The 26,388-nt window shown below is 68.6% G+C and carries 26 protein-coding genes and 2 tRNA genes; 17 read left to right on the plus strand and 11 right to left on the minus strand.

Going from position 1 to position 26,388, the window contains the following annotated elements; translation table 11 throughout:
- Positions 1-54: 54 nt before the first annotated feature.
- Together PQ455_RS16675 and PQ455_RS16680 are read right to left on the minus strand one after the other, a co-directional pair.
- Entirely contained in the window at positions 55-1,419 is a 1,365-nt protein-coding gene (locus PQ455_RS16675; protein ID WP_273687299.1) for a polysaccharide biosynthesis protein GumE, read from the minus strand.
- Positions 1,416-2,420 (minus strand): glycosyltransferase family 2 protein, encoded by a 1,005-nt coding sequence (locus PQ455_RS16680; protein ID WP_273687300.1) that lies wholly within the window; start codon positions 2,418-2,420, stop codon positions 1,416-1,418. The genes PQ455_RS16675 and PQ455_RS16680 overlap by 4 nt, the downstream gene beginning before the upstream one ends.
- 475 nt (positions 2,421-2,895) lie before the next feature.
- Here PQ455_RS16680 and PQ455_RS16685 point away from each other — a divergent pair, with 475 nt between their 5' ends.
- Entirely contained in the window at positions 2,896-3,660 is a 765-nt protein-coding gene (locus PQ455_RS16685) for a WecB/TagA/CpsF family glycosyltransferase (RefSeq protein ID WP_273687302.1), read from the plus strand.
- Between the two features lie 79 nt (positions 3,661-3,739).
- Here the strand turns inward: PQ455_RS16685 and ubiA are convergent, their stop codons facing one another.
- Positions 3,740-4,639, minus strand: coding sequence for a 4-hydroxybenzoate octaprenyltransferase (ubiA, locus tag PQ455_RS16690; protein ID WP_273687304.1), 900 nt, complete (start codon positions 4,637-4,639; stop codon positions 3,740-3,742).
- Between the two features lie 164 nt (positions 4,640-4,803).
- Here ubiA and PQ455_RS16695 point away from each other — a divergent pair, with 164 nt between their 5' ends.
- Positions 4,804-5,544, plus strand: coding sequence for a 16S rRNA (uracil(1498)-N(3))-methyltransferase (locus PQ455_RS16695; RefSeq protein ID WP_273687306.1), 741 nt, complete (start codon positions 4,804-4,806; stop codon positions 5,542-5,544).
- Positions 5,545-5,601: 57 nt separating this feature from the next.
- Positions 5,602-6,978: a glutamate--cysteine ligase gene (locus PQ455_RS16700; protein WP_273687307.1), complete on the plus strand. Its 1,377-nt coding sequence runs from the start codon at positions 5,602-5,604 to the stop codon at positions 6,976-6,978.
- A 133-nt stretch (positions 6,979-7,111) separates the two neighbouring features.
- Here the strand turns inward: PQ455_RS16700 and PQ455_RS16705 are convergent.
- A tRNA-Gly gene (locus tag PQ455_RS16705) sits at positions 7,112-7,185 on the minus strand.
- 503 nt (positions 7,186-7,688) lie between these two features.
- On the opposite strand from PQ455_RS16705, the gene PQ455_RS16710 reads away from it, so the two are divergent.
- Positions 7,689-8,798 (plus strand): acyltransferase family protein, encoded by a 1,110-nt coding sequence (locus PQ455_RS16710; protein WP_273687308.1) that lies wholly within the window; start codon positions 7,689-7,691, stop codon positions 8,796-8,798.
- 5 nt (positions 8,799-8,803) lie between these two features.
- Here PQ455_RS16710 and PQ455_RS16715 read toward each other — a convergent pair whose 3' ends face one another.
- Positions 8,804-9,814: a glycosyltransferase family 10 fucosyltransferase gene (locus tag PQ455_RS16715; protein WP_273687309.1), complete on the minus strand. Its 1,011-nt coding sequence runs from the start codon at positions 9,812-9,814 to the stop codon at positions 8,804-8,806.
- An 88-nt stretch (positions 9,815-9,902) separates the two neighbouring features.
- On the opposite strand from PQ455_RS16715, the gene PQ455_RS16720 reads away from it, so the two are divergent.
- Entirely contained in the window at positions 9,903-10,691 is a 789-nt protein-coding gene (locus PQ455_RS16720; protein WP_273687310.1) for a glycosyltransferase family 25 protein, read from the plus strand.
- Between the two features lie 191 nt (positions 10,692-10,882).
- Here PQ455_RS16720 and PQ455_RS16725 read toward each other — a convergent pair whose 3' ends face one another.
- Positions 10,883-11,311: a hypothetical protein gene (locus PQ455_RS16725; RefSeq protein ID WP_273687313.1), complete on the minus strand. Its 429-nt coding sequence runs from the start codon at positions 11,309-11,311 to the stop codon at positions 10,883-10,885.
- 6 nt (positions 11,312-11,317) lie between these two features.
- On the minus strand, positions 11,318-12,109 hold the full coding sequence (locus PQ455_RS16730) for a DUF72 domain-containing protein (RefSeq protein WP_273687315.1): 792 nt from the start codon (positions 12,107-12,109) through the stop codon (positions 11,318-11,320).
- 61 nt (positions 12,110-12,170) lie between these two features.
- Here PQ455_RS16730 and PQ455_RS16735 point away from each other — a divergent pair, with 61 nt between their 5' ends.
- On the plus strand, positions 12,171-12,566 hold the full coding sequence (locus tag PQ455_RS16735; protein ID WP_273687317.1) for a ribose-phosphate pyrophosphokinase: 396 nt from the start codon (positions 12,171-12,173) through the stop codon (positions 12,564-12,566).
- Between the two features lie 108 nt (positions 12,567-12,674).
- Here the strand turns inward: PQ455_RS16735 and PQ455_RS16740 are convergent, their stop codons facing one another.
- From PQ455_RS16740 to PQ455_RS16750, 3 genes are read right to left on the minus strand one after another with little or no spacing between them, the layout of a single operon-like run.
- The gene (locus PQ455_RS16740; protein WP_273687319.1) at positions 12,675-13,391 is read right to left on the minus strand and encodes a M48 family metallopeptidase; all 717 of its coding nucleotides are present in this window, start codon (positions 13,389-13,391) and stop codon (positions 12,675-12,677) included.
- A complete protein-coding gene (locus tag PQ455_RS16745; RefSeq protein WP_273687321.1) occupies positions 13,369-13,818 on the minus strand; it encodes a YcgN family cysteine cluster protein in 450 nt (149 codons plus the stop codon). The genes PQ455_RS16740 and PQ455_RS16745 overlap by 23 nt, the downstream gene beginning before the upstream one ends.
- Positions 13,806-14,414: an SCO family protein gene (locus tag PQ455_RS16750; protein WP_273687323.1), complete on the minus strand. Its 609-nt coding sequence runs from the start codon at positions 14,412-14,414 to the stop codon at positions 13,806-13,808. The genes PQ455_RS16745 and PQ455_RS16750 overlap by 13 nt, the downstream gene beginning before the upstream one ends.
- 79 nt (positions 14,415-14,493) lie before the next feature.
- Here PQ455_RS16750 and PQ455_RS16755 point away from each other — a divergent pair, with 79 nt between their 5' ends.
- Positions 14,494-15,114 (plus strand): ankyrin repeat domain-containing protein, encoded by a 621-nt coding sequence (locus PQ455_RS16755; RefSeq protein WP_273687325.1) that lies wholly within the window; start codon positions 14,494-14,496, stop codon positions 15,112-15,114.
- A gap of 33 nt (positions 15,115-15,147) precedes the next feature.
- On the opposite strand, the gene PQ455_RS16760 is transcribed toward PQ455_RS16755, so the two are convergent.
- Positions 15,148-15,234: transfer RNA gene (locus tag PQ455_RS16760), tRNA-Tyr, on the minus strand.
- A 111-nt stretch (positions 15,235-15,345) separates the two neighbouring features.
- On the opposite strand from PQ455_RS16760, the gene rlmB reads away from it, so the two are divergent.
- From rlmB to PQ455_RS16810, 10 genes are all read left to right on the plus strand, one after another.
- Entirely contained in the window at positions 15,346-16,092 is a 747-nt protein-coding gene (gene rlmB / locus PQ455_RS16765; protein WP_273687327.1) for a 23S rRNA (guanosine(2251)-2'-O)-methyltransferase RlmB, read from the plus strand.
- 320 nt (positions 16,093-16,412) lie between these two features.
- A complete protein-coding gene (gene dnaN / locus PQ455_RS16770; protein WP_273687329.1) occupies positions 16,413-17,525 on the plus strand; it encodes a DNA polymerase III subunit beta in 1,113 nt (370 codons plus the stop codon).
- A 46-nt stretch (positions 17,526-17,571) separates the two neighbouring features.
- Positions 17,572-18,636, plus strand: coding sequence for a DNA replication/repair protein RecF (gene recF / locus PQ455_RS16775; RefSeq protein ID WP_273687331.1), 1,065 nt, complete (start codon positions 17,572-17,574; stop codon positions 18,634-18,636).
- A 156-nt stretch (positions 18,637-18,792) separates the two neighbouring features.
- Entirely contained in the window at positions 18,793-19,557 is a 765-nt protein-coding gene (locus PQ455_RS16780; protein WP_273687333.1) for a tryptophan-rich sensory protein, read from the plus strand.
- Positions 19,554-20,207 (plus strand): glutathione S-transferase family protein, encoded by a 654-nt coding sequence (locus PQ455_RS16785; protein WP_273687334.1) that lies wholly within the window; start codon positions 19,554-19,556, stop codon positions 20,205-20,207. Before PQ455_RS16780 ends, PQ455_RS16785 begins: the two co-directional genes overlap by 4 nt.
- A 40-nt stretch (positions 20,208-20,247) precedes the next feature.
- Entirely contained in the window at positions 20,248-22,695 is a 2,448-nt protein-coding gene (gene gyrB / locus PQ455_RS16790; RefSeq protein ID WP_420542795.1) for a DNA topoisomerase (ATP-hydrolyzing) subunit B, read from the plus strand.
- Positions 22,696-22,714: 19 nt separating this feature from the next.
- Complete coding sequence (locus PQ455_RS16795; protein ID WP_273687336.1) at positions 22,715-23,602, plus strand: aldose 1-epimerase family protein; 888 nt, start codon at positions 22,715-22,717, stop codon at positions 23,600-23,602.
- On the plus strand, positions 23,603-24,649 hold the full coding sequence (locus PQ455_RS16800) for a type III polyketide synthase (RefSeq protein WP_273687337.1): 1,047 nt from the start codon (positions 23,603-23,605) through the stop codon (positions 24,647-24,649).
- A complete protein-coding gene (locus tag PQ455_RS16805) occupies positions 24,646-25,329 on the plus strand; it encodes a methyltransferase domain-containing protein (protein WP_273687339.1) in 684 nt (227 codons plus the stop codon). The genes PQ455_RS16800 and PQ455_RS16805 overlap by 4 nt, the downstream gene beginning before the upstream one ends.
- Positions 25,308-26,372 (plus strand): NAD(P)/FAD-dependent oxidoreductase, encoded by a 1,065-nt coding sequence (locus tag PQ455_RS16810; RefSeq protein ID WP_273687341.1) that lies wholly within the window; start codon positions 25,308-25,310, stop codon positions 26,370-26,372. The genes PQ455_RS16805 and PQ455_RS16810 overlap by 22 nt, the downstream gene beginning before the upstream one ends.
- Positions 26,373-26,388 lie beyond the last annotated feature (16 nt).

The following is a 26,388-nucleotide window of genomic DNA, read 5'->3' on the forward strand; positions in this document are numbered from 1 at the left end:
CGCTACCCTTACGCGAGTCGCGGCACAACAGGCTTGTATCGATAAGCGTGATCGTCATTCCCACGTCGTCCTCGGCCGGGGCGGCAGCGGCGGTGGCAGATGGGCGAGCGAGCCGGTGCCCGTCGCCTCCGCCCCGGCCATCCGCGCCCGCGCATAGAGCAGGCCGTAGCCGGCCCACAGGAAGCCGACCACCTTGATCGACAGGATCGAGTAGCTGATCGACAGACACAGCGTGATGAAAATCGCCGATCCGAAGATATAGGTGCGGCCCTTCCAATTCTCGCCGATGCTGGTCAGCGAGACGGTGAACCACAGGATCAGCGTCAGGATGAACGACTGGCTCTGGATGAGATAGCTGAAGCCCGCGTCCCATGTCAGCGTGTCGAGCGGCAGCAGCCCCAGCGCCTCGTCCCACTTGGTCTGGTAAAAGAGATCGAGGCTGCCGCGCAGACGGCCCGCGAACGTGTCGCCGCGTTCCTTGAGGTAGCCGAAGAAATCGATCGTGGCGGCCATCGCGCCGAAGCCGAAGGGGACGAACAGGCTCATCCAGCCCGGCAGCAGCCGCAGGAACGGCAGGCTGAGCGGCAGCACGACGTCCGTCACGGTGGCGAGGCGGCCGTCGCAGACGCACAGGCACGCGATATTGCCGACGATCAGCACCACCCGCTGCCAGACGCGCATGTCCTTCCAGAAGGAGATGATGAAGACGGTCACGAAGATCGTCCAATTGCCCAGCGTCACCGGCTCCAGGAACAGGGAGGAGCCGCGGTGATAATCGGTCCAGCTCAGCAGCAGGCGGCCGTCCTGCCGCACCGAGCTGACGTAGAGATCGGTGCCCGACCAGAATTCCTGCGCCGAATAGCCCCGGCTGTTGATGTAATAGAGGCGCGGATTGAACAGCTCGGCATAGGCATCGGGATAGAGCAATTCCCAGATGCCGAACGCCGCCATCAGCACCTGCAACACCACCAGCAGGCCGATCACCGCGCGCAGGTTGAGCCGGGTGCCGAGGCAGATGAAGGCCGGGATCGTCAGCACGTCGCCCAGAAACTTCGGGTTCAGTTCGCCGCGCGCCATCGAGAGCAGCAGATTGCCGAGGAACAGCACCGCCGCCAGCGCCAGCCAGCGCAGCGGCAGATCGCCGCGCCGCGCCACGCCGAAGGCGAAGGCGCCGCCGACGAGGCCGGCCTGAATGCCCGCCACCACGCCGTTGCCGATCGCAAGGCCCTTGGCGTTGACCAAAGCGAGGATCGCGTTGAATAGCACGGTCAGCCCGAGCAGGATGATCATGCCCGCCTGGATCGGATCGAAGGCGAGATCCGAGACGCGCGCCGCCGCCGCCGGCGCCGCCGGGGCGCGGGGCGCCTCCGGCAGAGCGACGTTCCACCCGGCGGGTGCGGTGCGCGACGAGACGATCATGTGGCCGCGCCGTGGCGATAGCCGGCCAGACCGAGCAGCGGCTTGAAGCGCAGCACCCGGCGGCTGAGGTTCACATACAGCTTCGGCGGCAGCGCCACCTGCAACAGCACGGTGGCGGCCATGCGCGGGCGATAGGCGCCGTGCAGCACCGACTGGAGATACATCGCCAGCCCGCGCACATAATTGCGCCGCGCGACGATCTTGGCGAGGTGCCAGCCGCGATAGCCGAAGAAGGCGCGCTCGCCGACGAGCGGGCGTTGCCCGTCGAGCCAGGCCGACGTCTGCGCCTCGGTCTTGGAATAAGAGACGCGGTTGGCGTCCTCGACCGCGTCGTCATAGGTGACGGTGGGCTCGGCGATCATGTGGAAGCGCCCGCCGTTGCGATCGAGCGCGAGCATGAATTCCAGATCCTCGTCGATGCCGCGATCGTTGGGGAAGCGCGTCTTGGTCGCCAGCCCGCGCTCCACCGTCGTGGCCGAGGGCAGCAGCACGCCGCGATCGCACATGAGATATTCGGGCATCGGCTCGCCGGCGCGGGGGCCGCGCGGCGGCTTCAGGAAGGTCGCCCCGTCGAAACGGCGGATCATCACCTGCGAGAAGATCACCGAACGCGCCGGATCGGCCTCGATCGCGGCGCGGGTGCGGGCGAGATGCTCGGGCAGGAAGGCGTCGTCAGAATCGAGGAAGGCGATGAAGCGGCCGCGCGCCGCGTCGATCCCGGTGTTGCGCGCCGCCCCCGCGCCGGCATTGTCCTGGCGGATGCAGCGGATGCGCGCATCCCCCAGCGCCGCCAGCGGCGCCGCGGGATCGTCCTTCGATCCGTCATCGACCACGATCAGTTCAAAATCACCTTCGGTCTGCGCCAGCACCGACGTCGCGGCATCGGCGATCCGGTCCGCGCGATTGTAGCAGGGAATGACGACACTGAAGAAGGGCGCCGAGACACCCTTATTCGTCCCTTGCCCCTGATCGCCCGCGTCGTCCACGCGCCCGTCTCGCATCTGCCGAACTCCGTTCCCTAATGGGCCTGAGTCGTTTGACAAGCCCGATACTGCCCCCTGAAGAGTCAAGGTTAATTTTTTCTTCCCGGTGCGGCGAACCGGTCACGTCATTTGAAGGCATGATGGCGGCAGGAGGTTCGTCGATCGGGCGATACGGTTCGCCGCTTCCGTCGGACCAACCGTCTTTTTGGTCGCTCTTAAGGGGACCGCAAGAATTTGTGGTCATAACCACCCAAATCGACCCGAATCCCGCCGAACAGCGGCAGTTTTTTCGGTTCGCGGAGATTGGGGGTTTACGGTCGTGACTTATCAGCGTCATAGTGACCAGGGTTTCGACGAACGGGTGGCCGCGCCGCGAGGCAGCCGCCCAACGTGGAGAGACGTTCGTTATGATTTGCCGGGCGGCATAACCATCGGTACGGCCAGCACGCACGACGTCTGGCTGGCGTCCGATCGGTCGATCAGAGAGGTTGGCTTGCCGCGTCCCGTATTCGGACTCGATTTCTGGGACGAGAGCGTCGAGGAACTCGCGCATCGTATCGCCACGGAAGATGTTCCGGCGGGTGAGGGCGTGCGCATGGTCGCCACGGCCAACATCGACCATATCGTCCGCCTCCACGAGAATGTCGCCTTCCGCCAGAGCTATGACGACGCCTGGGCGGTCACGGCCGATGGCTGGCCGGTGGTGCTCTACGCCCGCCTGTTCGGCCGCTATCGCCAGGGCCGGGTGACCGGCGCGGACCTGTTCCCGCGCATCGTGACCCGCCTGTCGCCGACCCGTCACCGCATGTTCTGCCTCACCTCCAGCGAGCGGACGGCGGGCAAGCTGCTCGAACGGCTTGACCAGGAGGGCATTCCCCGCTCGGCGGTCGAGACCTGCGTTCCGCCCTACGGCTTCGAGAAGGACGAGGCGTACAGCCGCGCTTTGGCCGAGCGCATCCGCGATTTCGGCACGACCCACCTGTTCATGGGCGTCGGCGCGCCGAAATCCGAAATCTGGGTCGACACGCATCGCGACACCTTGGGCGACCTCTATGCCTGCTGCTTCGGCGCGGCGCTCAACTTCTACGCCGGCACCCGCCGCCGCGCGCCGATGGCGTTCCAGGCGATCGGCATGGAATGGTGCTGGCGCCTGCTGACCGAGCCCAAGCGGCTGGCCATGCGCTATCTGGAAGGCGGGCCGAAATACCTCGTCATCGCCATCCGCGACATGCTCAACGGCGGCGCGCGGCAGGTCTGACGCCATTCGTCATTACGAGCGAAGCGTGGCGATCCAGCGTCGCGGCTGGATTGCTTCGCTTCGCTCGCAATGACGGCCTTCACACCGAACCGACCACCGCGCAGGCCAGAAACACCAGTAGCCCCGCGAACCGGTTCGATCGGAACAGCGCCAGCGCCTGCCCTGGATCGGCCGGATCGAGCCGCAGCACCTGCCGCGCGAGATGCGCCGCCGCCGGGGCGAGGCCGGCCAGCGCCAGCGGATCCGGCCTGACACCCCATAGCGCCACGCCCCAGCCGATCACCGCGCCGGCATAGCAGACCGCCACCCCGCCGCGCACATGCGCGCCGAGCGCCCGCGCCGAGGAGCGTACCCCGGCCAGCGCGTCATCCTCGATGTCCTGCAACGCATAGATGGTATCGTAGCCGATCACCCACAGGATCGATCCGCCGTAGAGCCAGAACAGGGGCGTCGCGAAGCCGCCCGTCACCGCCGGCCAGCCGACCAGCGCCGCCCACGAAAACACGATCCCCAGCCACGCCTGCGGCCACCAGGTGATCCGCTTCATGAAGGGATAGGCCGCGACCGGGGCGAGGCTGGCCAGCGCGATGAATTGCGCCGGCGCGTTGAGCTGGAGCAGCACCACCAGCCCGACGAGACTCAAGGCCACCAGCCAGCCCCACGCCACCTTCAGCGGCACCCGCCCGCTCGCCACGGGCCTGAGCGCGGTGCGCGCCACCTTCCGGTCGAGATCGCGATCGACGATATCGTTGAACACGCAGCCCGCGCCGCGCATCGCGACGGCGCCCAGCGCGAACCACAACAGCAGCGGCCAGCGCGCCACCGCCCCGCCCGCCAGCGCGATCGCCCACGCGCCCGGCCAGAACAGCAGCCATGCCCCGATCGGCCGATCGAGCCGCGCGAGCTGCACCAGATCGGCCACCCGCGACGGCAGCGCCGCCACCATCCCCCGGCCCTCGCTGTCGGGAACGATATCCATGTGTTTCCCCGGTTCGTGCTCCTGCGAAAGCAGGAGCCCAGAGCCCCAGGCGCTGCGCCCGATCACCCTGGGCTCCTGCCTACACAGGAGCACATCATCTTCCCTCGGGCTCTATCGCCCCGCCCCGGCTCGCGAAAGCCCGCGCTTGGGTCTATGGAGCGGCCATGCCCGCCACCCCCGCCTGGCCGCCGGCCAGCACGCCCCGCCTGTTCGTCGAACGCCCGCTCGCCCCCGGCGAGAGCATCACGCTCGATGGCCCCCACGCCAATTATCTCGGCGCGGTGATGCGGGTGAAGGCGGGCGATCCGGTGAAATTGTTCGACGACGTCACCGGCGAATGGCTCGCCGAGGTCGCCGACGCCGGCAAACGCCGCATCACCCTGACGGTGATGCGCGAGCTGCGGCTGCGCGAGGCGGTGCCCGATCTGTGGCTGCTCGCCGCCCCGCTCAAGAAGGGGCGGATCGACTGGCTGGTGGAGAAAGCCTGCGAGCTGGGCGTGGCGCGGGTCCGCCCCGTCATCACCCGGCGCACCATCGTCGACAAACCCAATCTCGATCGGCTGCGCGCGCACATGATCGAGGCGGCCGAGCAATGCGGCCGCACCGCGCTCCCCGCGCTCGACGAGCCGATCGCGCTGGAGGCGTTGCTGGCCGGCTGGCACGGTCATCGCCAACTATTGTTCGCCGACGAGCATGGCGGCGCGCCGCTGGCGTCGGTCGCCAGGCCCGGCCCCGCCGCGATCCTGATCGGCCCCGAAGGCGGCTTCACGCCCGAGGAAGCCGCGTCGATCCGCGCCCTGCCCGAAGCCACCGCCATCGGCCTCGGCCCCCGCATCCTGCGCGCCGACACCGCCGCCGCCGCCGCCGTGGCGCTATGGATGGGGGCGGTGGGCGACTGGCGCTGATTCTGTACCGCAGGGTACTGGCGCCCACCCCCGGCCGTCGCTATCTGCCGGGGCACGATGAGCACACGCACAGATGGCCACGGGGACGACCCCCTGATCGAAACCAGGGCCGATCTGATCGGTCTGTTCGCCGGGGGCGAGAAGCCCAAGGAACGGTGGCGCATCGGCACCGAGCATGAGAAATTCGTCTACCGCACCGACGGCAGCCACCGCGCGCCCTCCTACGACGAGCCGGGCGGCATCCGCGATCTGCTCGACGGGCTGACGGCCTATGGCTGGACGCCGATCGAGGAGAATGGTGTCGTCATCGCGCTGGCCGGGCCGGACGGCAACGTCAGCCTCGAGCCCGCCGGCCAGCTCGAACTCTCCGGCGCGCCGCTCGACAATCTGCACCAGACCTGCGCCGAAACCGGCCGCCATCTGGAGCAGGTGAAGGCCGTCGGCGACCGGCTCGGCCTCGGCTTCCTCGGGTTGGGCCTGTGGCCGGACAAGACCCGCGCCGAACTGCCGATCATGCCCAAGGGCCGCTACGCCATCATGCTGCGCCACATGCCAAGGGTCGGCACGATGGGGCTCGACATGATGCTGCGCACCTGCACCATCCAGACCAACCTCGATTATGCGAGCGAGGCGGACATGGTGAAGAAATTCCGGGTGAGCCTCGCGCTGCAACCACTCGCCACCGCGCTGTTCGCCAATTCGCCCTTTCTGGAGGGCAAGCCCAACGGCTTCCTCTCCTATCGCAGCCACATCTGGACGGACACCGATCCGCACCGCACCGGCATGCTGCCGTTCGTGTTCGAGGATGGCTTCGGCTACGAACGCTACGCCGATTACATGCTCCAGGTGCCGATGTATTTCGTCTATCGCGACGGGCAATATATCGACGCGGCGGGCCTGGATTTCCGGGATTTCCTCGCCGGCAACCTGTCGGTCCTGCCCGGCGAGACGCCGCGCCTGTCGGACTGGTCAGATCACCTCTCGACCGCCTTCCCCGAGGTGCGGCTGAAGAGCTTCCTCGAGATGCGCGGCGCCGACGGCGGCCCGTGGAGCAAGATCTGCGCGCTCCCGGCCTTCTGGGTCGGCCTGCTGTACGACCAGACCGCGCTCGACGCCGCGTGGGACGAGGTGAAGCATTGGACCATCGAGGATCATGAACGCATCCGCGGCGAAGTGCCCCGCCTCGGCCTCGCCGCGAAAGGCCCGCGCGGCCGCACCTTCCGGGAACTCGGCGCGCGCATCCTCGACATCGCCGCAGCCGGCCTGAAGGCGCGCGCCCGCCTCAACGGCACCGGCGACGACGAATCCGGCTTCCTCGGCCCGCTGCGGGAGATCGTCGCCAGCGGCAAGACGCCCGCCGAAGTCCTGCTCGACCGCTATCACGGCGCGTGGGGCGGCGATCTCGGCCGGATCTACGACGAGATGAGCTTCTAGGCCTCATCCCACCCAATCCGTTCGTCCTGAGCGAAGTCGAAGGACGTGCCCCAAGCGGCATCGTCCAGTCGCACGTCCTTCGACTACGCTCAGGACGAACGGCATAAGAAGCGGTGAATAACGGGTGGAAGGCTGGAGCGGGTAGCGGGGATCGAACCCGCATCACAAGCTTGGAAGGCTAGTGCTCTACCATTGAGCTATACCCGCGAAATCAGAGACTTGGGTCGTTTCTGACGGCATCGTTTTACAGGGCGCTTCCCAGCGCCGCACCGATGCTTTGGCTCACTGCCACCAGAGCGGCCACGTCGTCAATCGGTACGATCTCAAACATCTGGCAAGCCTCCCGCTCCCGTAGCCCTTCAGGCAAGCCAGGTCGGGGAACACGGCCGTCCCGCGAACCATGCGCCTTCCACGATCACGAATGGCGGTCGGCCGATCGCGGCGATCCGCCTGTCTCTCGTTGATGATCGAACCGGCGGACTATGTGTGCCGCCTACAATCGTGGTCGTGCCGACAGCAAGTGGAATATCGATGCTTTACGTAAACTTAATCAGTATTTTATGAATACTGATTAATATCAGTACCAGCATCGAACGAAATATATAAAATTGCTTACAAAACGCTTCAATGTTCTGCGCGCGTGCTGGCAATAATCTTCGACCCCTGCATTGCGTGGGTGTGTCGGGAAAACGTCTGTCGTCGGGTGCGCCGTGCAATCGAAGCTGCATTTCGTTGGTTTGGATGGATTGCGGGGTTTTGCCGCGCTGACAATCCTCATGCATCATCTGCTGGCCGTGACGCCCTATCGAAACTGGCCCGAACATGCCTATCTGGCCGTCGATTTTTTCTTCATGCTCTCCGGGTTCGTCATAGCCTTCGCCTATGACGACCGGTTGCAGGCGCGGATGAGCCTCGGCCGGTTCCTGGCCGTGCGCGCGGCACGGCTGTACCCGTTGATTCTGCTCGGTTCGGCGCTCGGCCTGGGCTGGCTGGTCGTCCGGTACCTCACGATAGGCGACATCAGCGCCCTTCAGTTGTCGGCCGTCATTCCGTTCGCGCTGCTCCTGTTGCCAGTACCTCGACCGGGTGTTGCGGCGTTTCCCGTGAACGGCCCTTTATGGTCGCTGTTCTTCGAGCTAATCGCCAACGTCATGTACGCGGCCGGCCTCTATCGGCTTGGCCGCCGCGGATTGCTTGCGGTTACGATTACAAGTTTTGCACTCTACGCTGCCGCTGCGTGGATCAATCAGACAGTCATCTTCGGCATCGCGTTCAGCGACACTTTCCCGTTCGCCGTGCCGAAGGCGCTGGCGCCTTTTCTGATCGGTGTGCTGATCTATCGCTATGGTCTATTCACGACGACAACCTCGAACCGGGCGGCGCTGACGAGCACGGTGCTGCTGCTCGTCGTACTATGGGCGCCAGTCCCGCGAACTGGGCCTATCGGCGTTCTTTACGATATCATGGTGGACGTCACGATTTTCCCGCTGATCGTGATGATCGGTTCCTGCGCGCCGAGCGGAACGGCGATGATCCGCGCCTGGGCCCTGGTTGGCGCACTCAGCTACCCGCTGTACGTCCTGCACCAGCCACTCTTGAACCTCCTTGACCATATGGCCTTTCCCGATAGCCCCGATCCGACAGCCATGGGTTTGTGGGCCGCCGGCGTGGCGGCAGCCACCCTCACACTGGCATGGATTGGCTTGCGCTATTACGATGAACCGGTTCGCGCCTGGATCGCCCGCAAATGGCTGGGGCGCGGCTCTCCGGCCCCGGCATTTAGGGCGCAGGCGCGCACAGAAGAAATGCCCGCCGTCTAACCGCCCTATCGCACCCGCTCGACCACGCGCCGCAGCTTGCGCCGCGCCTTGTAGCCGAAGGACATCGGCGGGTTGGGGGTCAGCGTCACCTTGCGCGATCCGGTCGCCGGGGTCTGCTCGACCAGATCGGCGGCGATCGAGAAGAGGTTGTAGCGGCCCAGCACGTCGTCCCGCGCCGCCGCCCGCGCGTCCATCGTCCGGTCGTAGGCCTGTTCCGCCAGCGCGCGTTCGATGGCGTCGATAGCGCGGGTCGGGTCGGCGATGTCGATCGTGGTCATCACGTCGTCGGCGAAATAGTCGCCGATGTTGGTGCAGCCCGAATAGAAGGGATAGGCATGGCCGAGATAGGCATCGGCCAGTTTCTCGGTCCAGTAATGCGGCAGGCGGCTGTTCTCCAGCACGAGGTGATATTTGTAGCCCGACAGGGCTTCCAACTTGTCGCCGATCGGTCGCACGCCGCGGCCGAACAATTCCACCTTGTCCTTCAGCCGCGTCGTCAGCGCCTCGATGAAGCGCAGGCGGGCGACATGGCCCGGCAGGAAGCCCGCCTTGGACGTGATGACCGAGATGGCATCCTTCTTGGGCGCGGGCTCCATCGCGACGAGATCGTCATAGCCGCGCAGCCGCCGCCGCCCGGCGCCGTCGATATCGCCGCCCACGCCGCGATCGATTCCCGCGTGCCACGGCAGGCCCTGCACGCCCAGGATGCGCCCCGGATGGCGGATCGCCGTCTGGCAGGTGAGCACCGTATCGAACTGGGCGAGGTAGCGGCCGTGATATTCGCGGGCGAGGGGCGGCTCCATCGTGATGAGCGACACCCGGCCCGATCGCACCGTCGCCGTCTCGGCCGCATCCAGCCCGTCGAGCACCACCCAGGCGTCGCATTCGGTGCAGGCGGGGTCGTTCACGCGAAATTCGATGCCGCGCCAGATGCCGCCGCCGCCCGGCGTCTGGCGCAGGATCGGCTCCCAGGGGAAATTGTCGCTGATCTTCACGATCGGGAGCTGGGCGGCCATGATCCATCCTTCGGCAAGGTTTCCGTGGTAGCGGGACAATTGCGCGCTGCAAGCACCCGTAACGATTCTGGCGGAAAGGGCCGATTTCATGACCGCTGAGACACCGGCAACGGGCTGGACGATCCTGGTGGTGAGCCTGGCCGACGCCGGCGAGCGCCGCGCCCGCATCACGGCGATGCTGGAGCGCACCGACTGGCCGTGGCGCTTCCTCGACGGCGCGCGATCGGAGCCCGCCGCCGCGCCCTATGACGCGACGGCGGCGATGCGGCATCGCGGCCGGCCGCTCACGCCCGCCGAACGGGGGTGTTTCGGCAGCCATCATGCGGCGTGGGCCGCGCTGATCGCCGATGCGGCGCTCAGCCACGTCCTCGTCATCGAGGATGACGTGCTGCTCGATCCCGGCTTCGATTTCGCGGGGCTGCCCGCGCTGATGACCGCCACGGGGATCGACTATCTCCGCCTCTACGCGCGCTTCTCGGTCGCCTCGCGGCGGATCGCGCTGGTCGGCCACCGCTGGCTGATCCGCTTCCGCCGCCCGCCTTACGGCACCCAATGCTACATGCTCTCGCGGCATGGCGCCGCGACGTTGCTCGCGGCGGCCACCAGCGTGTCGCGCCCGATCGACGACGAGATGGACCGTTACTGGCACAACGGCCTGCCGATCTACGCGCTCTACCCCTTCCCCGTGCTGGAGATGCAATCCGGCTCCTCGATCCGCGCGACGGAGGTGTTGCCGACCGAGGTGAGCGGGCTGGCGCACCGCCGCTGGCAGGCGCTGCGCATCGCGGAATGGCTGAAGAGCTGGGGCTGCGATCGCGCGCTGCGCGCCAAGGATCGCGCGGTGGCGGCGGCGCTGGCGCGGTTTCAGACGGGCTGAGGCCGCCGCGGCAAAGCGAATCTTGTCGCCCGGATAGCGATAGCCCCTAGGCAAAATCTTCTCTACTAATTAGATCGAGAAAACCGGTTCCCTAGGCCGGCCGCGGACCCCATCCGCAAACCCATCTGCCCGGCCGCACCCCCTGCGGCCGGGCTTTTTTGGCTCGCACCCACATGAGCCGATAATCCCCCTCAAGCGCCCCCAATACCGGGAGGAATGGGGAATTTCGTCCCGAGCAAATACGCAACGAACAGCCCCGCCACATCCTTGGCGGTTAGCGCGTTTTCCGGTGGCGGGGCGGTCAGCGCCGCCTTGAGCCGTGAACCTGATACGCGGCTCCGCTCCACCATGCGGCTGCTATAATCCGTTTCACCAGCCGCGAAGCCGCTCAAGGTCCAGAATGGGCCGGCGCGGAAGGACACCGACCAGAGATCGGACTTACGGACGGCTTTGATCCAGTGCCGTGGACTTCTCCCGAGGATCACAATGCCCCCGTCGTACATATTATCGATGTCGGCGAGCTCAGTGTTCAGAGTCGTCTCGTCCGCTATCAGCAGCGCCGGCCGATTACCGAGATACAGCGTAGCGGGCTCGATCTGCCCGGTGGTTGTAGCCGGCATGTTACCTCACAACCGCTCGATCAACGCCTGCGCCGCCGCCGGGGCGCGCACCTTGGCGCCGTTGATCATGAAGACAAACACGTCGCGCGCCGCCACCGCCGGGCCCTTTGCGGCGATGTACGACAGCCCCTCCGGCTGGTGCCCGCCCGCCCAGCTTTTCGCCACTTTCGCCCAGCGATCGAGCGCGTCGGGGGCGTAGCCGGTCGGCTCGGCCTCGCTCGCATCCTGGAGGCGGGCGTAGACGAAGTCGGCGGTGACGTCGGCGAACTGGGGGTAATCGGGCGAATCCGCCACCACGATCGCCACCCCATGATCGCGGCACAGATCGACCAACGCGGGATCGCGAAAACTCTCGTGGCGCGGCTCGACGACGTGGCGCAGCGCCAGCCCCTCATATGTCTCCGGCAGCAGGGCGAGGAATCTCGCGAAATCCTCGCGATCGAATTGCTTGGTGCCGGCGAATTGCCACAGGATCGGCCCCAGCCGGTCCTCCAGCCGGACGATGCCTTGTCCGAGAAAATTGCCGATCGATTCCCCCGCCTCGGCCAGCACCTTGCGGTTGACGCAATAGCGCGACGCCTTGAGCGAGAATTTGAAGCCATCGGGCACGGCCTTGGCCCATTTCTCGAAGCTCTCGGGCTTCTGCCGGCCGTAGAAGGTGCCGTTGATCTCGATCGCCGTCACCGCGCGCGAGGCGAAATCCAGCTCGTCGGCCTGGCGCAGCTTGGGCGGGTAGAAGGTGCCGCGCCACGGTTCGTAGGTCCAGCCGCCGATGCCCACGCGGATGTCGCCTGCCATGCTCCGTCTCCCGATTCGCCGGGCTTGGTTAGCGCAAAGCATCTGCTGTAGGACAGGGCGCATGGACGGCGGCATCGATATCGAGGATTTCACGGGCGGCCCCGGCGCCATCGCCGACATGACCCGCGTCCGCGCCATCCTGATCGAGGCGGCGCGGGCGGGGCAGGCGATCAGCTACTCCGCCTTCCTGCGCGAACTCGGCTTCCGCTTCACCCGCCCCAAGATGCGCGCCCTGTGCCGCACGCTCGACGCGATCGATCGCGAGGGCGTGGCGCGCGGCGAACCCGAGATGGCGGTGCTGGTGGTGCGGGAGTCGGATAGCCTGCCGGGTCAGGGCTGGTGGAGCGGCGGCCACGCCTTCCTGCTGGGGCATGAGGGGGAGTGGACCGGGCCGGAGGCGCGGGCGCTGGTGGCGCGGTTGCAGGGCGAGGTGTTTGCGTATTGGCGGGAGCGGTGAACCAGGCCCCCCGTTCGTCCCGAGCGTAGTCGAAGGACGTGGAGAGCCACGCGCTTGGGGCCCGTCCTTCGACGACGCTCAGGACGAACGGTTGTTATGCAACTGCGTTCAAACCCGCCCCACCGCGTGCAATTCCACGCCATGCGCGCGCAGCCACGCCCGTTCCGCCACCGGCTCGCGCCCGAGCAACCGCGCGACCGCCGCGTGGAAGGCCCGCGAATGATCCATGTGGAGCCGATGCCCCACCTCATGCGCCACGGTCGCCTCCAGCACCGCCGGCGGCGCCAGGATCAGTCGCCACGAATAGCGGATGCCGCCGCTCGACGAGCAGCTGCCCCAGCGACTGCGCGGATCGCCGACGCCGACCGGCCCGCGCGCCACGCCCGCCTTGTCGCAATAGGCATGGGTCAGCACCGTCAGCTCGGCCAGCGCCTCCGCCCGCAGCCAGCGCAGGATGCGCGGGCCGATCGACTCCAGCGGCCCGCCGGTCACCAGCCGATCCCCCTCGATCCGCACCGTGCGCGGGCGCGCCGCCGCCCAGTCGATCGTCAGCATCCGGCCGCGCACCGGCAGGGTCGCGCCCGGACCCAGCGGCAGGGTCGCGGGGATCGCCGCCAGCGCGGCCTCGATCCAGCCGCGCTGCCCCTCGGCCCAGGCCAGCGCCGGCCGCAGCGCCGCGCGCCTGGGCAGCACCAGGGTCACCGCCCCGTCGCGGGGATCGACCGACAGGCGCATCCGCCGCGCCTGCGCCATGCGCCGCACGACCAGATCGCGGACATGGCCCCCGCCCGCGAACGTCAGATCAGAGGATGCGATCGACGACATGATCCTCGAGATCGCCCGCCTCCACCTCGGACACCGTCCAGCCGCGCACCGAAATGCCGGCCTTGTGGACCGATTCCGGATCGCCGCTGATAAGCGGATGCCAGTCCGCCAGCGGCTGCCCCTCGTCGAGCAGGCGATAGGCGCAGGTCGAGGGCAGCCAGTCGAGCGTCCGCAGCTTGGCGGGCGTCAGCCGCACGCATTCGGGCACGAACATCCGGCGGCGCTTGTAATCCATGCACTGGCCGTTGCGCCGATCGAGCAATTTGCACGCCACGTTGGTGGGATGCAGCTCGCCCGTATCCTCATCCTCCAATTTGTGGAGGCAGCATTTGCCGCAGCCGTCGCACAGCGATTCCCATTCGGCGCGGCTCATCTGGTCGAGGCGCTTGGTCTCCCAGAAGCGCGGCGGGGGCGTCAGCGCACCCATCGGTCGAGCGCCTTTTCCACCGCCTCGGCGCCCTCGTCCTGCGGGATCAGCGCCAGCGGCTCGCCCTTCGGGCCGAACAGCATCGCCTGGCTCATATGATCCATCAGATAGCCGCTCGATCCTTCGGCCTGCTGCTTCTTGAAATAGACGGCATAGCGCTTGGCGACGTCGGCGATCTCGGCCTCGCTGCCGGTCAGCCCGATCAGCCGGGGGTGGAACGCCTGGACATAGGGCTTCAGCACCGCCGGCGTGTCGCGCGCGGGATCGATGCTGATAAGGATCGGCTGGACCTGCGCGCCGCGCTTCGGATCATCCGCCTCGAACGCCTTCAGCCCCTTGGCCAGATGCTGGAGCGAGGTAGGGCATACGTCCGGGCAGAAGGTGTAGCCGAAATAGATCAGGCGATAGCGGCCGATGAAGGCCGTGTCGGACACGCGCTTCCCATCCTGATCGGTCAGGGTGAAGGGGCCGCCGATCGTGGCGCCCTCCAGCGGAGGCGGCTTGGCGGTGCGCTGGCAGGCGGCCAGCGGCAGCGCCAGCGCGATGGCGAGCAGGAAGGGTTTCAGGATGCCATTGTTCATGGTGCCGCCAGCCATGCTTTGCTATTCGATCGCGCGCAAGCGGCCCCACGCCGATGGGGCGAACCGGGATCGAACAAGGGGCATGAGCGACAATATGGGTAAGCGTTTCGCCGGGGCCAAGGCCCGCACTGCTCTGGCCGCCCTGATGCTGTTCGCCGCCGCCCCGCCGGTGGCCGCGCAGATGATGTCGGAAGGCTATAATTTCCTGAAGGCGGTGCGCGAGCGCGATGCCAACAAGGCGATCCCGATGCTCGACAAGCCCGGCACCGGCGTGGTCAACACCCGCGACTATTCCACCGGCGAGACCGGCCTCATCATCGCCACCAAGGGCCGCGACATTCCGTGGATGGCGCTGATGCTCCAGCGCAAGGGCAAGACCGAGCTGCGCGACAACAATGGCGACACGCCGCTCACCATCGCGGCGCGGCTGGGCTTCATGGAGGGCGCGCAGCTGCTGGTCGACAATGGCGCGGCGGTGAACCTGCCGACCAACGGCGGCGAGACTCCGCTGATCCTGGCGACGCAGAAGCGCGACATGGCGATGGTGCGCTACCTGCTTTCGGCCGGCGGCGACCCCAAGATCGCCGACCGGGTGACCGGCAAGACCGCGATCGACTATGCCCGCGACGACCCCCGCGCCAGCATCGTGCTGAAGATGCTGACCGACGCCAAGCCGAGCGCGCCGGTGGCGGGGCCGGCCCGGCCGATGCGGTGATCCCGCTGCGCGTTGGAAATTCGCTCCGGGGCGTGGTGGGCAGGGCTGGATTCGAACCAGCGTACGCATAACACGGGCAGATTTACAGTCTGCTGCCTTTAACCACTCGGCCACCTGCCCATGAGGGCCCCGGAGCGAGGCGGCCTCATGGCGAAGCGGCGGCCCCATGTCAACGGCATGCGGCGACGGCGGCGGTTGCGCCGCCCCCCGTCCCCCGCGTAGAGCGCGCGAATGAAACGCGGCCACCGCCCCTCCGCCCCCGCCTCCGGCAAGCCCCGCTTCTGGGGCCGCCACGCCGTCACCGCCGCTTTGCTCAACCCCGCGCGCACTGTGCGCCGGGTGTGGGGCACGCGCGAGGCGCTATCGGTGCTGGGCATCCCGCCCGACATTCCCGTCACCATCGCCGAGGTCGCCGATCTCGGCCGGCTGGTGCCGGGCGACGCGCCCCACCAGGGCCTCGTCGCCGAGGTCGATCCGCTGGAGGATATCTGGCTGGGCGATCTGCTGGCCGATGCCGTGGGCGAGGGCGATCATCGCCCGCTGGTGGTGCTGGATCAGGTGACCGATCCGCACAATGTCGGCGCGGTGCTGCGCTCGGCCGCCGCCTTCGACGCGCTCGGCATCATCACCCAGGATCGCCACGCCCCACCGGAATCGGGCGCGCTGGCCAAATCCGCCTCGGGCACCTTGGAGACCGTGCCGTGGGTGCGGGTGGTCAATCTCTCCCGCGCGCTCGACGAGATCGGCGAGGCGGGCTTCTGGCGGATCGGCCTGACCGGCAAGGGCCCGCGCCTGCTGAACGAGGCGATCGGCACCGCCCGCATCGCGCTGGTGCTGGGCGCCGAGGGCGAGGGGATGCGCCAGAATACCGAGGCGCATTGCGACGAACTGGCCCGCCTGCCGATCAGCGACAAGGTGGAGAGCCTGAACATCTCCAACGCGGCGGCGATCGCGCTGTACGCGGTGGCGACGCGCTGAGATTATCTCGCTTGTGCTCCGGCGAAGGCCGGAGCCTAGGGTGTTTCGAGCGCGGCGCGTGGACTCTGGGCTCCTGCCTGCGCAGGAGCACAGGATGGTGCGTGCGAACCCCTCTTGCAAAGTAGGATTTCCTTTGCTCTTGCCCGGCCCATGCCGTGCATCGCCCCTTCGCCGCCCGCATCGAAAGCCACCCCGCCGGGCGTGACCTACGTGACCATCCACAGGCAAATCGCCCCGATTCGCCCGATCGGCGCCAACCCCCTTTTCCAAGGGCGCACCATCGCTATAACGGTCGGCCAACGGCATTCGGGGCGGGTTCAATGAAGGCGACGATCGAACGGGCGACACTGCTGCGCAGCCTGAGCCATGTCCAATCGGTGGTCGAGCGGCGCAACACCATCCCGATCCTGTCCAACGTGCTGATCGAGGCGACGAGCGCCGGCGGCCTGCGCCTGATGGCGACCGATCTCGATCTCCAGATCGTCGACACGATCGAGGCGGCGGTGGACACGGCCGGCGCCACCACGGTTTCGGCCCACACCCTGTTCGATATCGCCCGCAAGCTGCCCGAGGGCTCGCAGGTCGAGATCACCGCCGCCGACGGCAAGATGCTGGTCACCGCCGGCCGCGCCCGCTTCAACCTGGGCACCCTGCCGCGCGACGATTTCCCGGTGATCGCCGAGGGCGACCTGCCGACGAAGTTCGAGCTGCCGGCCGAGACGCTGAAGCAGATCATCGACAAGACGCGCTTCGCCATCTCGACCGAAGAGACGCGCTATTATCTCAACGGCATCTTCATCCACGTCTCCGACGAGGCGACGCCGCTGCTGAAGGCCGCAGCGACCGACGGCCACCGCCTGGCCCGCGTCACCGTGGCGCGGCCCGAGGGGGCGGAGGGCATGCCTGACGTCATCATCCCGCGGAAGTGCGTGGCCGAGCTGCGCAAGCTGCTCGACGAGGTCGATGGCTCGGTCGAGGTATCGCTGTCGGGCACCAAGATACGCTTTGGCCTGGGCTCGGCGATCCTCACCTCCAAGCTGATCGACGGCACCTTCCCCGATTATTCGCGCGTCATCCCCACCGCGAACGACAAGCTGCTGCGGCTCGACCCGAAGAGTTTCAAGGACGGTGTCGACCGCGTCGCCACCATCGCCAGCGAAAAGACCCGCGCGGTGAAGATGGCGCTGGAGCGCGACAAGATCACGCTTTCGGTGACGAGCCCGGAGAATGGCACGGCGGCCGAGGAAGTGCCGGGCGAATATACCTCCGCCGGCTTCGAGATCGGCTTCAACGCGCGCTATCTGCTCGAAATCCTCGGCCAGATCGAAGGCGACACCGTCGAGGTCCACCTCGCCGACGCCGCCGCCCCGACCCTGATCCGCGAGAGCGACACGGCCCCGGCATTGTATGTGCTGATGCCGATGCGGGTGTGATCGGGTAATCTCGACCACTCCCGTCCGCGCGGGCGGCGACCAAGCCATGCTGACCCGCCTCGCCCTCACCGATTTCCGGTCCTACGCCACCGCGCTGGTCGCGCCCGGCGCCGGCTTCGTCGTGCTGACGGGGGAGAATGGGGCGGGCAAGACCAATGTGCTGGAGGCGGTGTCGCTGCTGACGCCCGGCCGGGGCCTGCGCGGGGCGGCGCTGTCGGAGATGGCGCGGGGCGACGGGCCCGGCGGGTTCGGGGTGGCGGCGCGGATCGGGGACGTGGACCTCGGCACCGGCACGCTGGCCACCGCGCCCGAGCGGCGGCAGGTGCGGATCAACGGGGCGGGCGCGGCGGCGGCGGCGCTGTCCGACTGGCTGGCGGTGCTGTGGCTGACCCCGGCGATGGACCGGCTGTTCGCCGAGAGCGCGGGCGGGCGGCGGCGCTTCCTCGACCGGCTGGTGCTGGCGAACGAACCCGGCCACGCCACCCACGCCGCCCGCTACGAGGCGGCCATGCGCGCGCGCAACAAATTGCTTGCCGATCCCGACAGCGCCGACCCCGCCTGGCTGACCGCGCTGGAGGCAGGGATGGCCGAACATGGCGAGGCGCTGGCGGCGGCGCGGGCGCGCACCGTGACGGCGCTGGCCGCGCGCCTCGCCGCGCAGCCCGCCGGGCCGTTCGCGCGGGCGGGCTTCGCGATCGAGGGCTGGCAGCCGGGGGGCGATCTGGCGGGCGAGCTGCGCCGGGGGCGGGGCCGCGACGCGGCGGCAGGCCGAACGCTCGTGGGGCCGCACCGCTCCGATCTGGCCGTGACGCATCTCGACAAGGGCCAGCCGGCGGGGCTGTGTTCGACGGGCGAGCAGAAGGCGCTGCTGCTCGGCATCGTGCTGGCCCATGCCGATCTGGTGGCGGAGGCGCGGGGCAGCCGGCCGGTGATGCTGCTCGACGAGGTGGCGGCGCACCTCGATCCGAGGCGACGGGCGGCCTTGTTCGGGCGGCTGGGCGAGGCCGGCGGGCAGGTGTGGATGACGGGGACGGAGGAGAGCCTGTTCGCCGAAGCGGGGACCGGGGCGAGCCGGTTCCATGTGGAGGATGGCGTGGTCCGCCCCGCATGACCAACTCGACCCGTTCCTCCCGAGCGTAGTCGAGGGACGCGCCCCAAGCGCTGCCGTCCGGTCGCACGTCCCTCGATTACGCTCGGGACGAACGGCGTATGGTGCGGCCAGGCATTCCTCACGGACCCCACCTCGCCCTCTCGCGTTCGGCGTGGCATGGTTCGTCCCGATATGCCCCGCATCCTCCTCACCCTGATCCTCGCGCTCGCGCAGATCGCCGCGACCTTCCTGCCGCTGGCGGGGGTGGGCGAGACGATCGGGACTCGATCGGCCGAGGCGCCGAGCCTGCTGACCCCGCCCGGCTGGGCCTTCGCCATCTGGGGGCCGATCTATCTGGCGACGATCGCCTACGCCGTGTGGCAGGCGCTGCCCGCCAACCGCGCCTCGCCCCGCATCGCGCGGATCGGCTGGTGGATGGTGGGGGCGCTGGCGCTCAACACGCTCTGGCCGCTGGTCTTCCAGTTGCAGGGGAGCAAGGGCTGGTCGGTGCTGGTGATCTTCGCTTTGCTCGCCTGCCTGCTGGTGGCGGTGCGCAAGGTGGGGCTGATCGGCGCGCGCGATCCCGATCAATATCTGGTCGCGCTGCCGGTCGGCCTGTTCGGCGGCTGGGTGATGGCGGCGAGCGTGCTCAACATGACGAGCTGGCTGGGCAATGTCGCCGAGGTGCCGCTGCCGGCGATGGCGCCCGAGGCGTGGGTCGCTTTCCTCGCCATCCTGCTCGGGCTGCTCGGCGCGGTGACGGTGGTGCGATCGGCCAACCTGTGGTTCGGCCTCGCCCTGCTGTGGGCGCTGGGCGGGATCGCGGCGACGGCGGGGGCGACGGGCAACCGGCTCGGGCTGATGGCGGCCGGGGTCGCGGCGCTGCTTTTGCTGCTGGGTGGCGTGGCCTCGATCCGGGTCGGCAAAAAGGCGATGCGATGAGACCGATCCTCCACTTCCACCCCTTCTCCAGTTTCTGCCAGAAGGTGCTGGTCGCGCTCTACGTGCGGGCGATCGATTTCGAGCCCAACATCGTCGATCTGTCCGACGCCAACCAGCGCGCGGCGCTGGCGGCGCTGTGGCCGTTCGCGCGCTTTCCGGTGTGGCAGGAAGGCGATGTCGGCCTGCCCGAAACCTCGATCATCATCGAGCATCTCGACCGCCTCCCCGCCGACGGCCCGCGCCTGATCCCGGCCGATCCGGCGGCGGCGCTGGCGGCGCGGCGCTGGGATCGCTTCTTCGACTGGGATGTGTCGCTGCCGATGCAGAAGATCGTCGGGGACTATCTTCGCCCCGAAGGATCGCGCGACCCCTATGGCGTCGGCCAGGCCCGCGCCCAGCTGCTGACGGCTTACGGCATCGCCGAGACGCAGTTGGCGGGTAGCGCATGGGCGGCCGGCGAGACCTTCACGATCGCCGATTGCTCGGCCGCGCCGGCGCTTCATTACGCCGACCTCGTATTGCCGATCGGGAAGCGCCATCCCGCGCTGACCGCCTATCTTGCTAGGCTGCGCGCTCACCCCGCCGTCGCCCGGATGGCGCGTGAAGCGGAGCCCTACGCCCACTATTTCCCGGTGCCGCGCGACACCTAATTTTCTTGGGTTCGCCCGCGCGACTCCCTATATGATGGGCATGGCAAGCACCCCCCAGAACAATGAATATGGCGCCGAGAGCATCAAGGTTCTCAAGGGCCTCGACGCGGTCCGCAAGCGGCCGGGCATGTATATCGGCGATACCGACGATGGTTCGGGCCTCCACCATATGGTGTTCGAGGTATCGGACAATGCGATCGACGAGGCGCTGGCGGGCCATTGCGACCGGGTGCTGATCACGCTCAACCCGGACGGCTCGGTTTCGGTGGAGGATAACGGCCGCGGCATCCCGACCGGCATCCACAAGGAAGAGGGCGTGTCGGCGGCCGAGGTCATCATGACCCAGCTGCATGCCGGCGGTAAGTTCGACAACACCAACGACGCCAACGCCTACAAGGTCTCGGGCGGCCTGCACGGCGTGGGCGTCAGCGTCGTCAACGCGCTCAGCGACTTCCTCGATCTCACGATCTGGCGGAACGGTGAGGAGCATTACATGCGCTTCATGCGCGGCGATGCGGTGGCGCCCCTCAAGGTGGTCGGCGAGTGCGGCGACAAGCGCGGCACGCGGGTGACGTTCATGCCCTCGGCCGAGACGTTCAAGATCACCGAATTCGACTTCGACAAATTGGAGCATCGCTTCCGCGAGCTGGCGTTCCTCAATTCCGGCGTCCGCCTCGTGCTGGCCGACGCGCGCCATACCGAGCGCAAGGAAGTGGAGCTGTATTACGAGGGCGGGATCGCCGCCTTCGTGAAATATCTCGATCGCACCAAGGTGTCGCTGATGCCCGAGCCGGTGGCGATCACCGGCCAGCGCGACGACGTCGGCATCGAAGTGGCGCTGGAGTGGAACGACAGCTTCCACGAGAGCACCTTGTGCTTCACCAACAATATCCCGCAGCGCGACGGCGGCACGCATCTCGCCGCCTTCCGCGCGGCGCTGACCCGCACGCTCAACGCCTATGCCGACAAGTCGGGGCTCCTGAAGAAGGAGAAGGTGACCCTGACCGGCGACGACATGCGCGAGGGGCTGACCGCGATCGTCTCGGTCAAGCTGCCCGATCCGAAGTTCTCGAGCCAGACCAAGGACAAGCTCGTCTCGTCCGAAGTGCGCCAGCCGCTGGAAGCCTTGATGGCCGACAAGCTGGCCGACTGGCTGGAGGAAAATCCCGCCTACGCCCGCGCGATCATCCAGAAGACGATCGACGCCGCCGCCGCGCGCGAGGCCGCCCGCAAGGCGCGCGACCTGACCCGGCGCAAGGGCGTGATGGACATCGCCAGCCTGCCCGGCAAGCTGGCCGACTGCCAGGAGCGCGACCCCAGCAAGTGCGAGCTGTTCCTCGTCGAGGGTGACTCGGCCGGTGGATCGGCCAAGCAGGGCCGCGACCGCAACATCCAGGCGATCCTGCCGCTGAAGGGCAAGATCCTCAACGTCGAGCGCGCGCGGTTCGACCGGATGCTCTCCTCCAAGGAAGTCGGCACGCTGATCCAGGCGATCGGCACCGGCATCGGCCGCGACGATTTCAACCTGGAGAAGCTGCGTTACCACAAGATCGTCATCATGACGGACGCCGACGTGGACGGCGCGCACATCCGCACGCTTCTGCTGACCTTCTTCTACCGGCACATGAAGCCGATCATCGATGCGGGCCACCTCTTCATCGCCCAGCCGCCGCTCTACAAGATCGCCAAGGGCAAGTCCGAAACCTATCTGAAGGACGATGCCGCGCTCGACGAATATCTGATCGTCAACGGCTCGGCCTCGATGGTGCTGGACGGGCCGGACGGGCAGCGCGGTGGCGAGGATCTGCGCCAGCTGCTCGATCATGCGCGGCGGATGCGCACGCTGATGGCCTATGTGCCGCGCCGCTACGACAGCGCGGTGATCGAGGCGCTGGCGCTGGCGGGCGGGCTCGATCCCGATCCGGCCGGCCGCACCGGCGTGGGCGACAAGGTGACTTTGTGGCTCAACGCCGGCGACGGCGAGGCGCAGTGGACCGTCGATCAGACCGGGGAGGGCGGTTACCACCTGCGCCGGCTGTGGCGCGGCGTGACCGATCATCATGTGATCGACGCGGCGTTCGTCGGATCGGCCGAGGCGCGCAAGCTGCATGCGCTCGCGACCGAACAGGCCGAGACCTATCGCGCCACCAGCCGGCTCCACGCCGCGCGCGCGGGCGACGCGGACGAGGAGGATGCCGCCCCGCTGCGCGGCACCGCCATCACCCGCCCGTCCGAGCTGCTCGAGGCGGTGTTCGCCGCCGGGCGCAAGGGCACCGCGATCAGCCGCTACAAGGGCCTGGGCGAGATGAACGCCGAGCAGCTTTGGGAAACCACGCTCGACCCATCGAACCGCGCCATGCTGAAGGTGGAGATCGACCAGGCCGACGTGGCCGACGAGATCTTCACCCGCCTGATGGGCGACGTGGTGGAGCCACGCCGCGAGTTCATTCAGGACAATGCGCTGTCGGTCGCCAATCTCGACGTCTGACCGTTTTGGAGGGCCGGCCGTGAGCGAGAATATCCGCATCGCCAGCAGCCGGCTCTCCGCCGAAATATCCCCCTTCGGCGCCGAACTGCGCGCGCTGCGCGACGGGCAGGGGCGCGATCTGCTGTGGGATGGCGATCCGGCCTGGTGGACCGGCCGGGCGCCGATCCTGTTCCCGGTGATCGGCGTGCTGAACGGCGGCGTCTATCGCATCGATGGCGTGGCCCATCCAATGCCCAAACACGGCTTCGCCCGCCACAGCGACTTCGCCGTCGCGGCGCTCGCGGCGGACATGGTGGCGCTGCGGCTCACCGACAGCGAGGCGACGCGTGCCGTCTGGCCCTTCGCCTTCACGCTCGACCTGATCTACACGATCGCCGCCGCCACGCTGACGATGGAGGCGGTCGTCACCAACGCCGACGCGCGGCCGATGCCGGCGAGCTTCGGCTATCACCCCGCGCTGCGCTGGCCGCTGCCCTACGACGGGTCGCGCGCCGCCCACCGCATCCGCTTCGCCGAGGCCGAGCCCGATCCGGTGCGCCGCATCGATGGCGAGGGCCTGCTCCGCCCCGATCGCCTGCCGACGCCGATCGTGGGCGACACGCTGGCGCTCGACGACAGCCTGTTCGTGGACGATGCGCTGATCCTCGATTCCGTACGCAGCCGCCGGCTCCATTTCGGCGCGCCGGGCGTTGAGGGCCTCGACGTGACGTTCGACGATCTTCCGACCCTGGCCCTGTGGACCAAGCCCGGCGCACCCTATCTGTGCATCGAGCCGTGGCAGGGCATCGCCGATCCGCAAGCCTATGCAGGCGACATCGTCGACAAACCCGGCATCGTGACGATCGCGCCGGGCGAAAGCCGCCGCTTCACGATGACGATCGCCCTCTCCGCGCCAGAGCCCGCCTGAATGGCCGCACCGGCGACCGCCCATATCGCCGCGATCGGCACCGCCATTCCCGATAACGAGGTCCACGGCACCTTCATCGACTGGGCCAGCGCCCGCATCGCCGATACTCGCCAGCGGGCGCTGTTCCGCCGCATGGCGGAGCGATCGGGCATCGGCGCGCGCTGGTCAGTGCTGGGCGGCGGGATGGCGGCGGGGGGTTTCTACGGCGGCGATGCCCTGCCCTCCACCGCGACGCGCATGGCCATCTATGCCGAGGAGGCGCCGCGCCTCGCCGCGCGCGCCGTGGCCCAGCTGGCGGCGCAGGTGGCGCTGCTGGGGCTGACCCATCTGGTGGTGGCCAGCTGCACCGGCTTCGTCGCGCCGGGGATCGATCAATTGCTCGCCGAGCAGCTCGGGCTGGACGTGACCGTCGAGCGGACGTTGATCGGTTTCATGGGCTGCTACGCGGCGGTCGCGGCGCTGCGCACGGCGCACCATATCGTCCGCTCCGAGCCCGCCGCCCGCGTGTTGGTCGTGACGGTCGAATTGTGCAGCCTCCACCTTCAGGACGACAGCAATATCGAGCCGCTGCTCGGCCAACTCCAGTTCGGCGACGGCGCGGCGGCGGCGCTGGTGACCGCCGAGCCGCGCGGCCTCGCGATCGAGGCGCCGTTCGCCGCCGCGCTGGAGCAGAGCCACGATCTGATCCGCTGGACGATCGGCGATCAGGGCTTCGCGATGCATCTGTCGGGCGAGGTGCCCGGCCGCATCGCCGCCGCGCTGGAAGGGCCGCTGGGCGAACGGCTGACCGGGGGCCGCGCGATCGATGGCTGGGCGGTCCATGCCGGCGGGCGATCGATCCTCGACGCGGTCGAGCGCAGCCTCTCCTTGCCGGCCGAGGCGCTGGCCGCCTCGCGCGAGGTGCTGACGCGCTATGGCAATATGTCGTCGGCGACCCTGATGTTCGTGCTGGAACGGATGCTGGACCGGCCGGTGCGCGACGGCATCGCCCTCGCCTTCGGCCCCGGTTTGGCCGCCGAGGGTTTCCGTTTTCGGAGCGCAGTATGAGCCTGGCGGTGCGCGCCACCGCCGAGGAGCAGATGGACGATCCGGCGCTGCCGCCCGAAACCTATGCGGCGGTGCTGCGCGATCTGGCGCAGGTCAATCGGCTGACATGGGCGGCGCGGCCGACACTCGCCTTCCTCGATCGGGCGCTGGCGGGGCGGCGGCATGTCCGCCTGCTCGACGTGGGCTTCGGGCAGGGCGACATGCTGCGCGCCATCGCGCGCTGGGCGGGCAAGCGCGGGATCGCCTGCGAACTGGTCGGCGTCGATCTCAACCCCGGATCGCGCGCCGTGGCCGAGGCGGCGACCCCGGCGACCATGCCGATCCGCTACGTCACCGGTGACTATCGCGACCAGCCGGGCTTCGATGTCGTCGTCTCCAGCCTCGTCGCGCATCACATGAGCGCCGCCGAGCTGACCGACTTCCTTGCCTTCATGGAGCGCGAGGCGCGGGTCGGCTGGATGGTCAACGACGTGCATCGGCTGTGGTTCGCGCACATGGGTTTCCCGCTGCTGGCGACGGCGATGCGCTGGCACCCGATCGTCCGCGCCGACGGGCGCCTCTCGATCGCGCGCGGCTATCGCGCCGCCGAATGGGCGCCGCTGCTGGCCGACGCCGGCGTGACCGAGGCGCAGGTCGTCCGCCGCTTTCCGTTTCGCTTGTGCGTCGAACGCCGCCGCTGATCGCCGGCGGCGGGCCGGCGGGCACCGCCGCCGCGATCACCCTGGCGATGGGCGGGCAGACCTCGCTGGTGATCGAGCGCAGCAATGGCCCGCACGATCTGGTCTGCGGCGCCTTTCTCGGCTGGGACGCGCTCGCCCGGCTGGAGCGGCTGGGGATCGACGTCGCCGCGCTCGGTGCCACGCGGATCGATCGGGTGCGGCTGATCGCGGGCGGGCGCATCGCCGAGGCGCGCCTGCCCCACCCCGCCGCCGGCCTGTCGCGCGCCCGGCTCGACGAGGCGCTGCGCGCGCATGCGGTCACGCTGGGTGTCGAGGTGCGGCGCGGCACCGCCATCCGCCGGATCGAGGGCCGCACCCTCCACCTCGCCGAGGGCGATCCGATCGAGAGTGACAGCCTGTTCCTCGCCACCGGCAAGCATGATCTGCGGGGGCAAACCCGCCCCCACGCACCGCACCCCAGCGTCGGCCTGCGCCGCGCGCTCCACGGCGGGGCGGGGCTGGAGGGGGTGATCGAACTGCATCTGCTGCGCGGCGGCTATGCCGGGCTGCTGTTGCAGGAAGACGGGCGCGCCAACCTCTGCCTGTCGATCGATCCGGCCCGGCTGGCGACGGCGGGCGGGATCGACGGGCTGGTGGCGGCGCTGGCCGGGGAGGCGCCGCAGCTCGCCGCGCGGCTGGCCGGGGGTGGAGGCCCGTGGGTGTCGATCGCCGGCGTGCCCTACGGCTGGCGCGGCGCCGACACCCGCCCCGGCCTGTTCCGGCTGGGCGATCAGGCGGCGGTGATCGCGTCGCTGGCGGGCGACGGTATCGCCATCGCCCTGGCCAGCGGAGAATCGGCGGCACAAGCGTGGCAGTCGGGCGGCGCCGGGGCCGCGCCCGGCTGGCAGCGCGCCTTCGCCGCCCGCGCCCGCCGCCCGATCGCGCTGGCCGAGGGGCTGCGTCACCTCGCCGAGCGGCCCGCCATCGCCGCCCCGCTCGTTCGCCTGATCGCCGCCGCCCCCGCGCTCGCCGGCCTCTTCGCGCGCGCCACGCGGATCGGCTGAGCGCCCATTGACCCGG

The sequence above is a fragment of the Sphingomonas naphthae genome (genome assembly GCF_028607085.1).
In the GTDB taxonomy this organism is placed as follows: Bacteria; Pseudomonadota; Alphaproteobacteria; order Sphingomonadales; family Sphingomonadaceae; genus Sphingomonas_Q; species Sphingomonas_Q naphthae.

What these genes read in the sequence shown, in the direction of transcription:
- PQ455_RS16750 (WP_273687323.1), bottom strand. Translation starts at nt 14,414, where the DNA reads ATGGCTGGCGGCACCATGAACAATGGCATCCTGAAACCCTTCCTGCTC.
- PQ455_RS16680 (WP_273687300.1), bottom strand. Translation starts at nt 2,420, where the DNA reads ATGCGAGACGGGCGCGTGGACGACGCGGGCGATCAGGGGCAAGGGACG.
- PQ455_RS16675 (WP_273687299.1), bottom strand. Translation starts at nt 1,419, where the DNA reads ATGATCGTCTCGTCGCGCACCGCACCCGCCGGGTGGAACGTCGCTCTG.
- PQ455_RS16695 (WP_273687306.1), top strand. Translation starts at nt 4,804, where the DNA reads ATGCCCGCCACCCCCGCCTGGCCGCCGGCCAGCACGCCCCGCCTGTTC.
- PQ455_RS16720 (WP_273687310.1), top strand. Translation starts at nt 9,903, where the DNA reads ATGACCGCTGAGACACCGGCAACGGGCTGGACGATCCTGGTGGTGAGC.
- PQ455_RS16780 (WP_273687333.1), top strand. Translation starts at nt 18,793, where the DNA reads ATGGTTCGTCCCGATATGCCCCGCATCCTCCTCACCCTGATCCTCGCG.
- PQ455_RS16785 (WP_273687334.1), top strand. Translation starts at nt 19,554, where the DNA reads ATGAGACCGATCCTCCACTTCCACCCCTTCTCCAGTTTCTGCCAGAAG.
- PQ455_RS16735 (WP_273687317.1), top strand. Translation starts at nt 12,171, where the DNA reads ATGGACGGCGGCATCGATATCGAGGATTTCACGGGCGGCCCCGGCGCC.
- recF (WP_273687331.1), top strand. Translation starts at nt 17,572, where the DNA reads ATGCTGACCCGCCTCGCCCTCACCGATTTCCGGTCCTACGCCACCGCG.
- PQ455_RS16730 (WP_273687315.1), bottom strand. Translation starts at nt 12,109, where the DNA reads ATGGCAGGCGACATCCGCGTGGGCATCGGCGGCTGGACCTACGAACCG.
- PQ455_RS16805 (WP_273687339.1), top strand. Translation starts at nt 24,646, where the DNA reads ATGAGCCTGGCGGTGCGCGCCACCGCCGAGGAGCAGATGGACGATCCG.
- ubiA (WP_273687304.1), bottom strand. Translation starts at nt 4,639, where the DNA reads ATGGATATCGTTCCCGACAGCGAGGGCCGGGGGATGGTGGCGGCGCTG.
- PQ455_RS16700 (WP_273687307.1), top strand. Translation starts at nt 5,602, where the DNA reads ATGAGCACACGCACAGATGGCCACGGGGACGACCCCCTGATCGAAACC.
- PQ455_RS16740 (WP_273687319.1), bottom strand. Translation starts at nt 13,391, where the DNA reads ATGTCGTCGATCGCATCCTCTGATCTGACGTTCGCGGGCGGGGGCCAT.
- PQ455_RS16715 (WP_273687309.1), bottom strand. Translation starts at nt 9,814, where the DNA reads ATGGCCGCCCAGCTCCCGATCGTGAAGATCAGCGACAATTTCCCCTGG.
- dnaN (WP_273687329.1), top strand. Translation starts at nt 16,413, where the DNA reads ATGAAGGCGACGATCGAACGGGCGACACTGCTGCGCAGCCTGAGCCAT.
- PQ455_RS16755 (WP_273687325.1), top strand. Translation starts at nt 14,494, where the DNA reads ATGGGTAAGCGTTTCGCCGGGGCCAAGGCCCGCACTGCTCTGGCCGCC.
- PQ455_RS16800 (WP_273687337.1), top strand. Translation starts at nt 23,603, where the DNA reads ATGGCCGCACCGGCGACCGCCCATATCGCCGCGATCGGCACCGCCATT.
- PQ455_RS16725 (WP_273687313.1), bottom strand. Translation starts at nt 11,311, where the DNA reads ATGCCGGCTACAACCACCGGGCAGATCGAGCCCGCTACGCTGTATCTC.
- PQ455_RS16745 (WP_273687321.1), bottom strand. Translation starts at nt 13,818, where the DNA reads ATGGGTGCGCTGACGCCCCCGCCGCGCTTCTGGGAGACCAAGCGCCTC.
- gyrB (WP_420542795.1), top strand. Translation starts at nt 20,248, where the DNA reads ATGGCAAGCACCCCCCAGAACAATGAATATGGCGCCGAGAGCATCAAG.
- rlmB (WP_273687327.1), top strand. Translation starts at nt 15,346, where the DNA reads ATGAAACGCGGCCACCGCCCCTCCGCCCCCGCCTCCGGCAAGCCCCGC.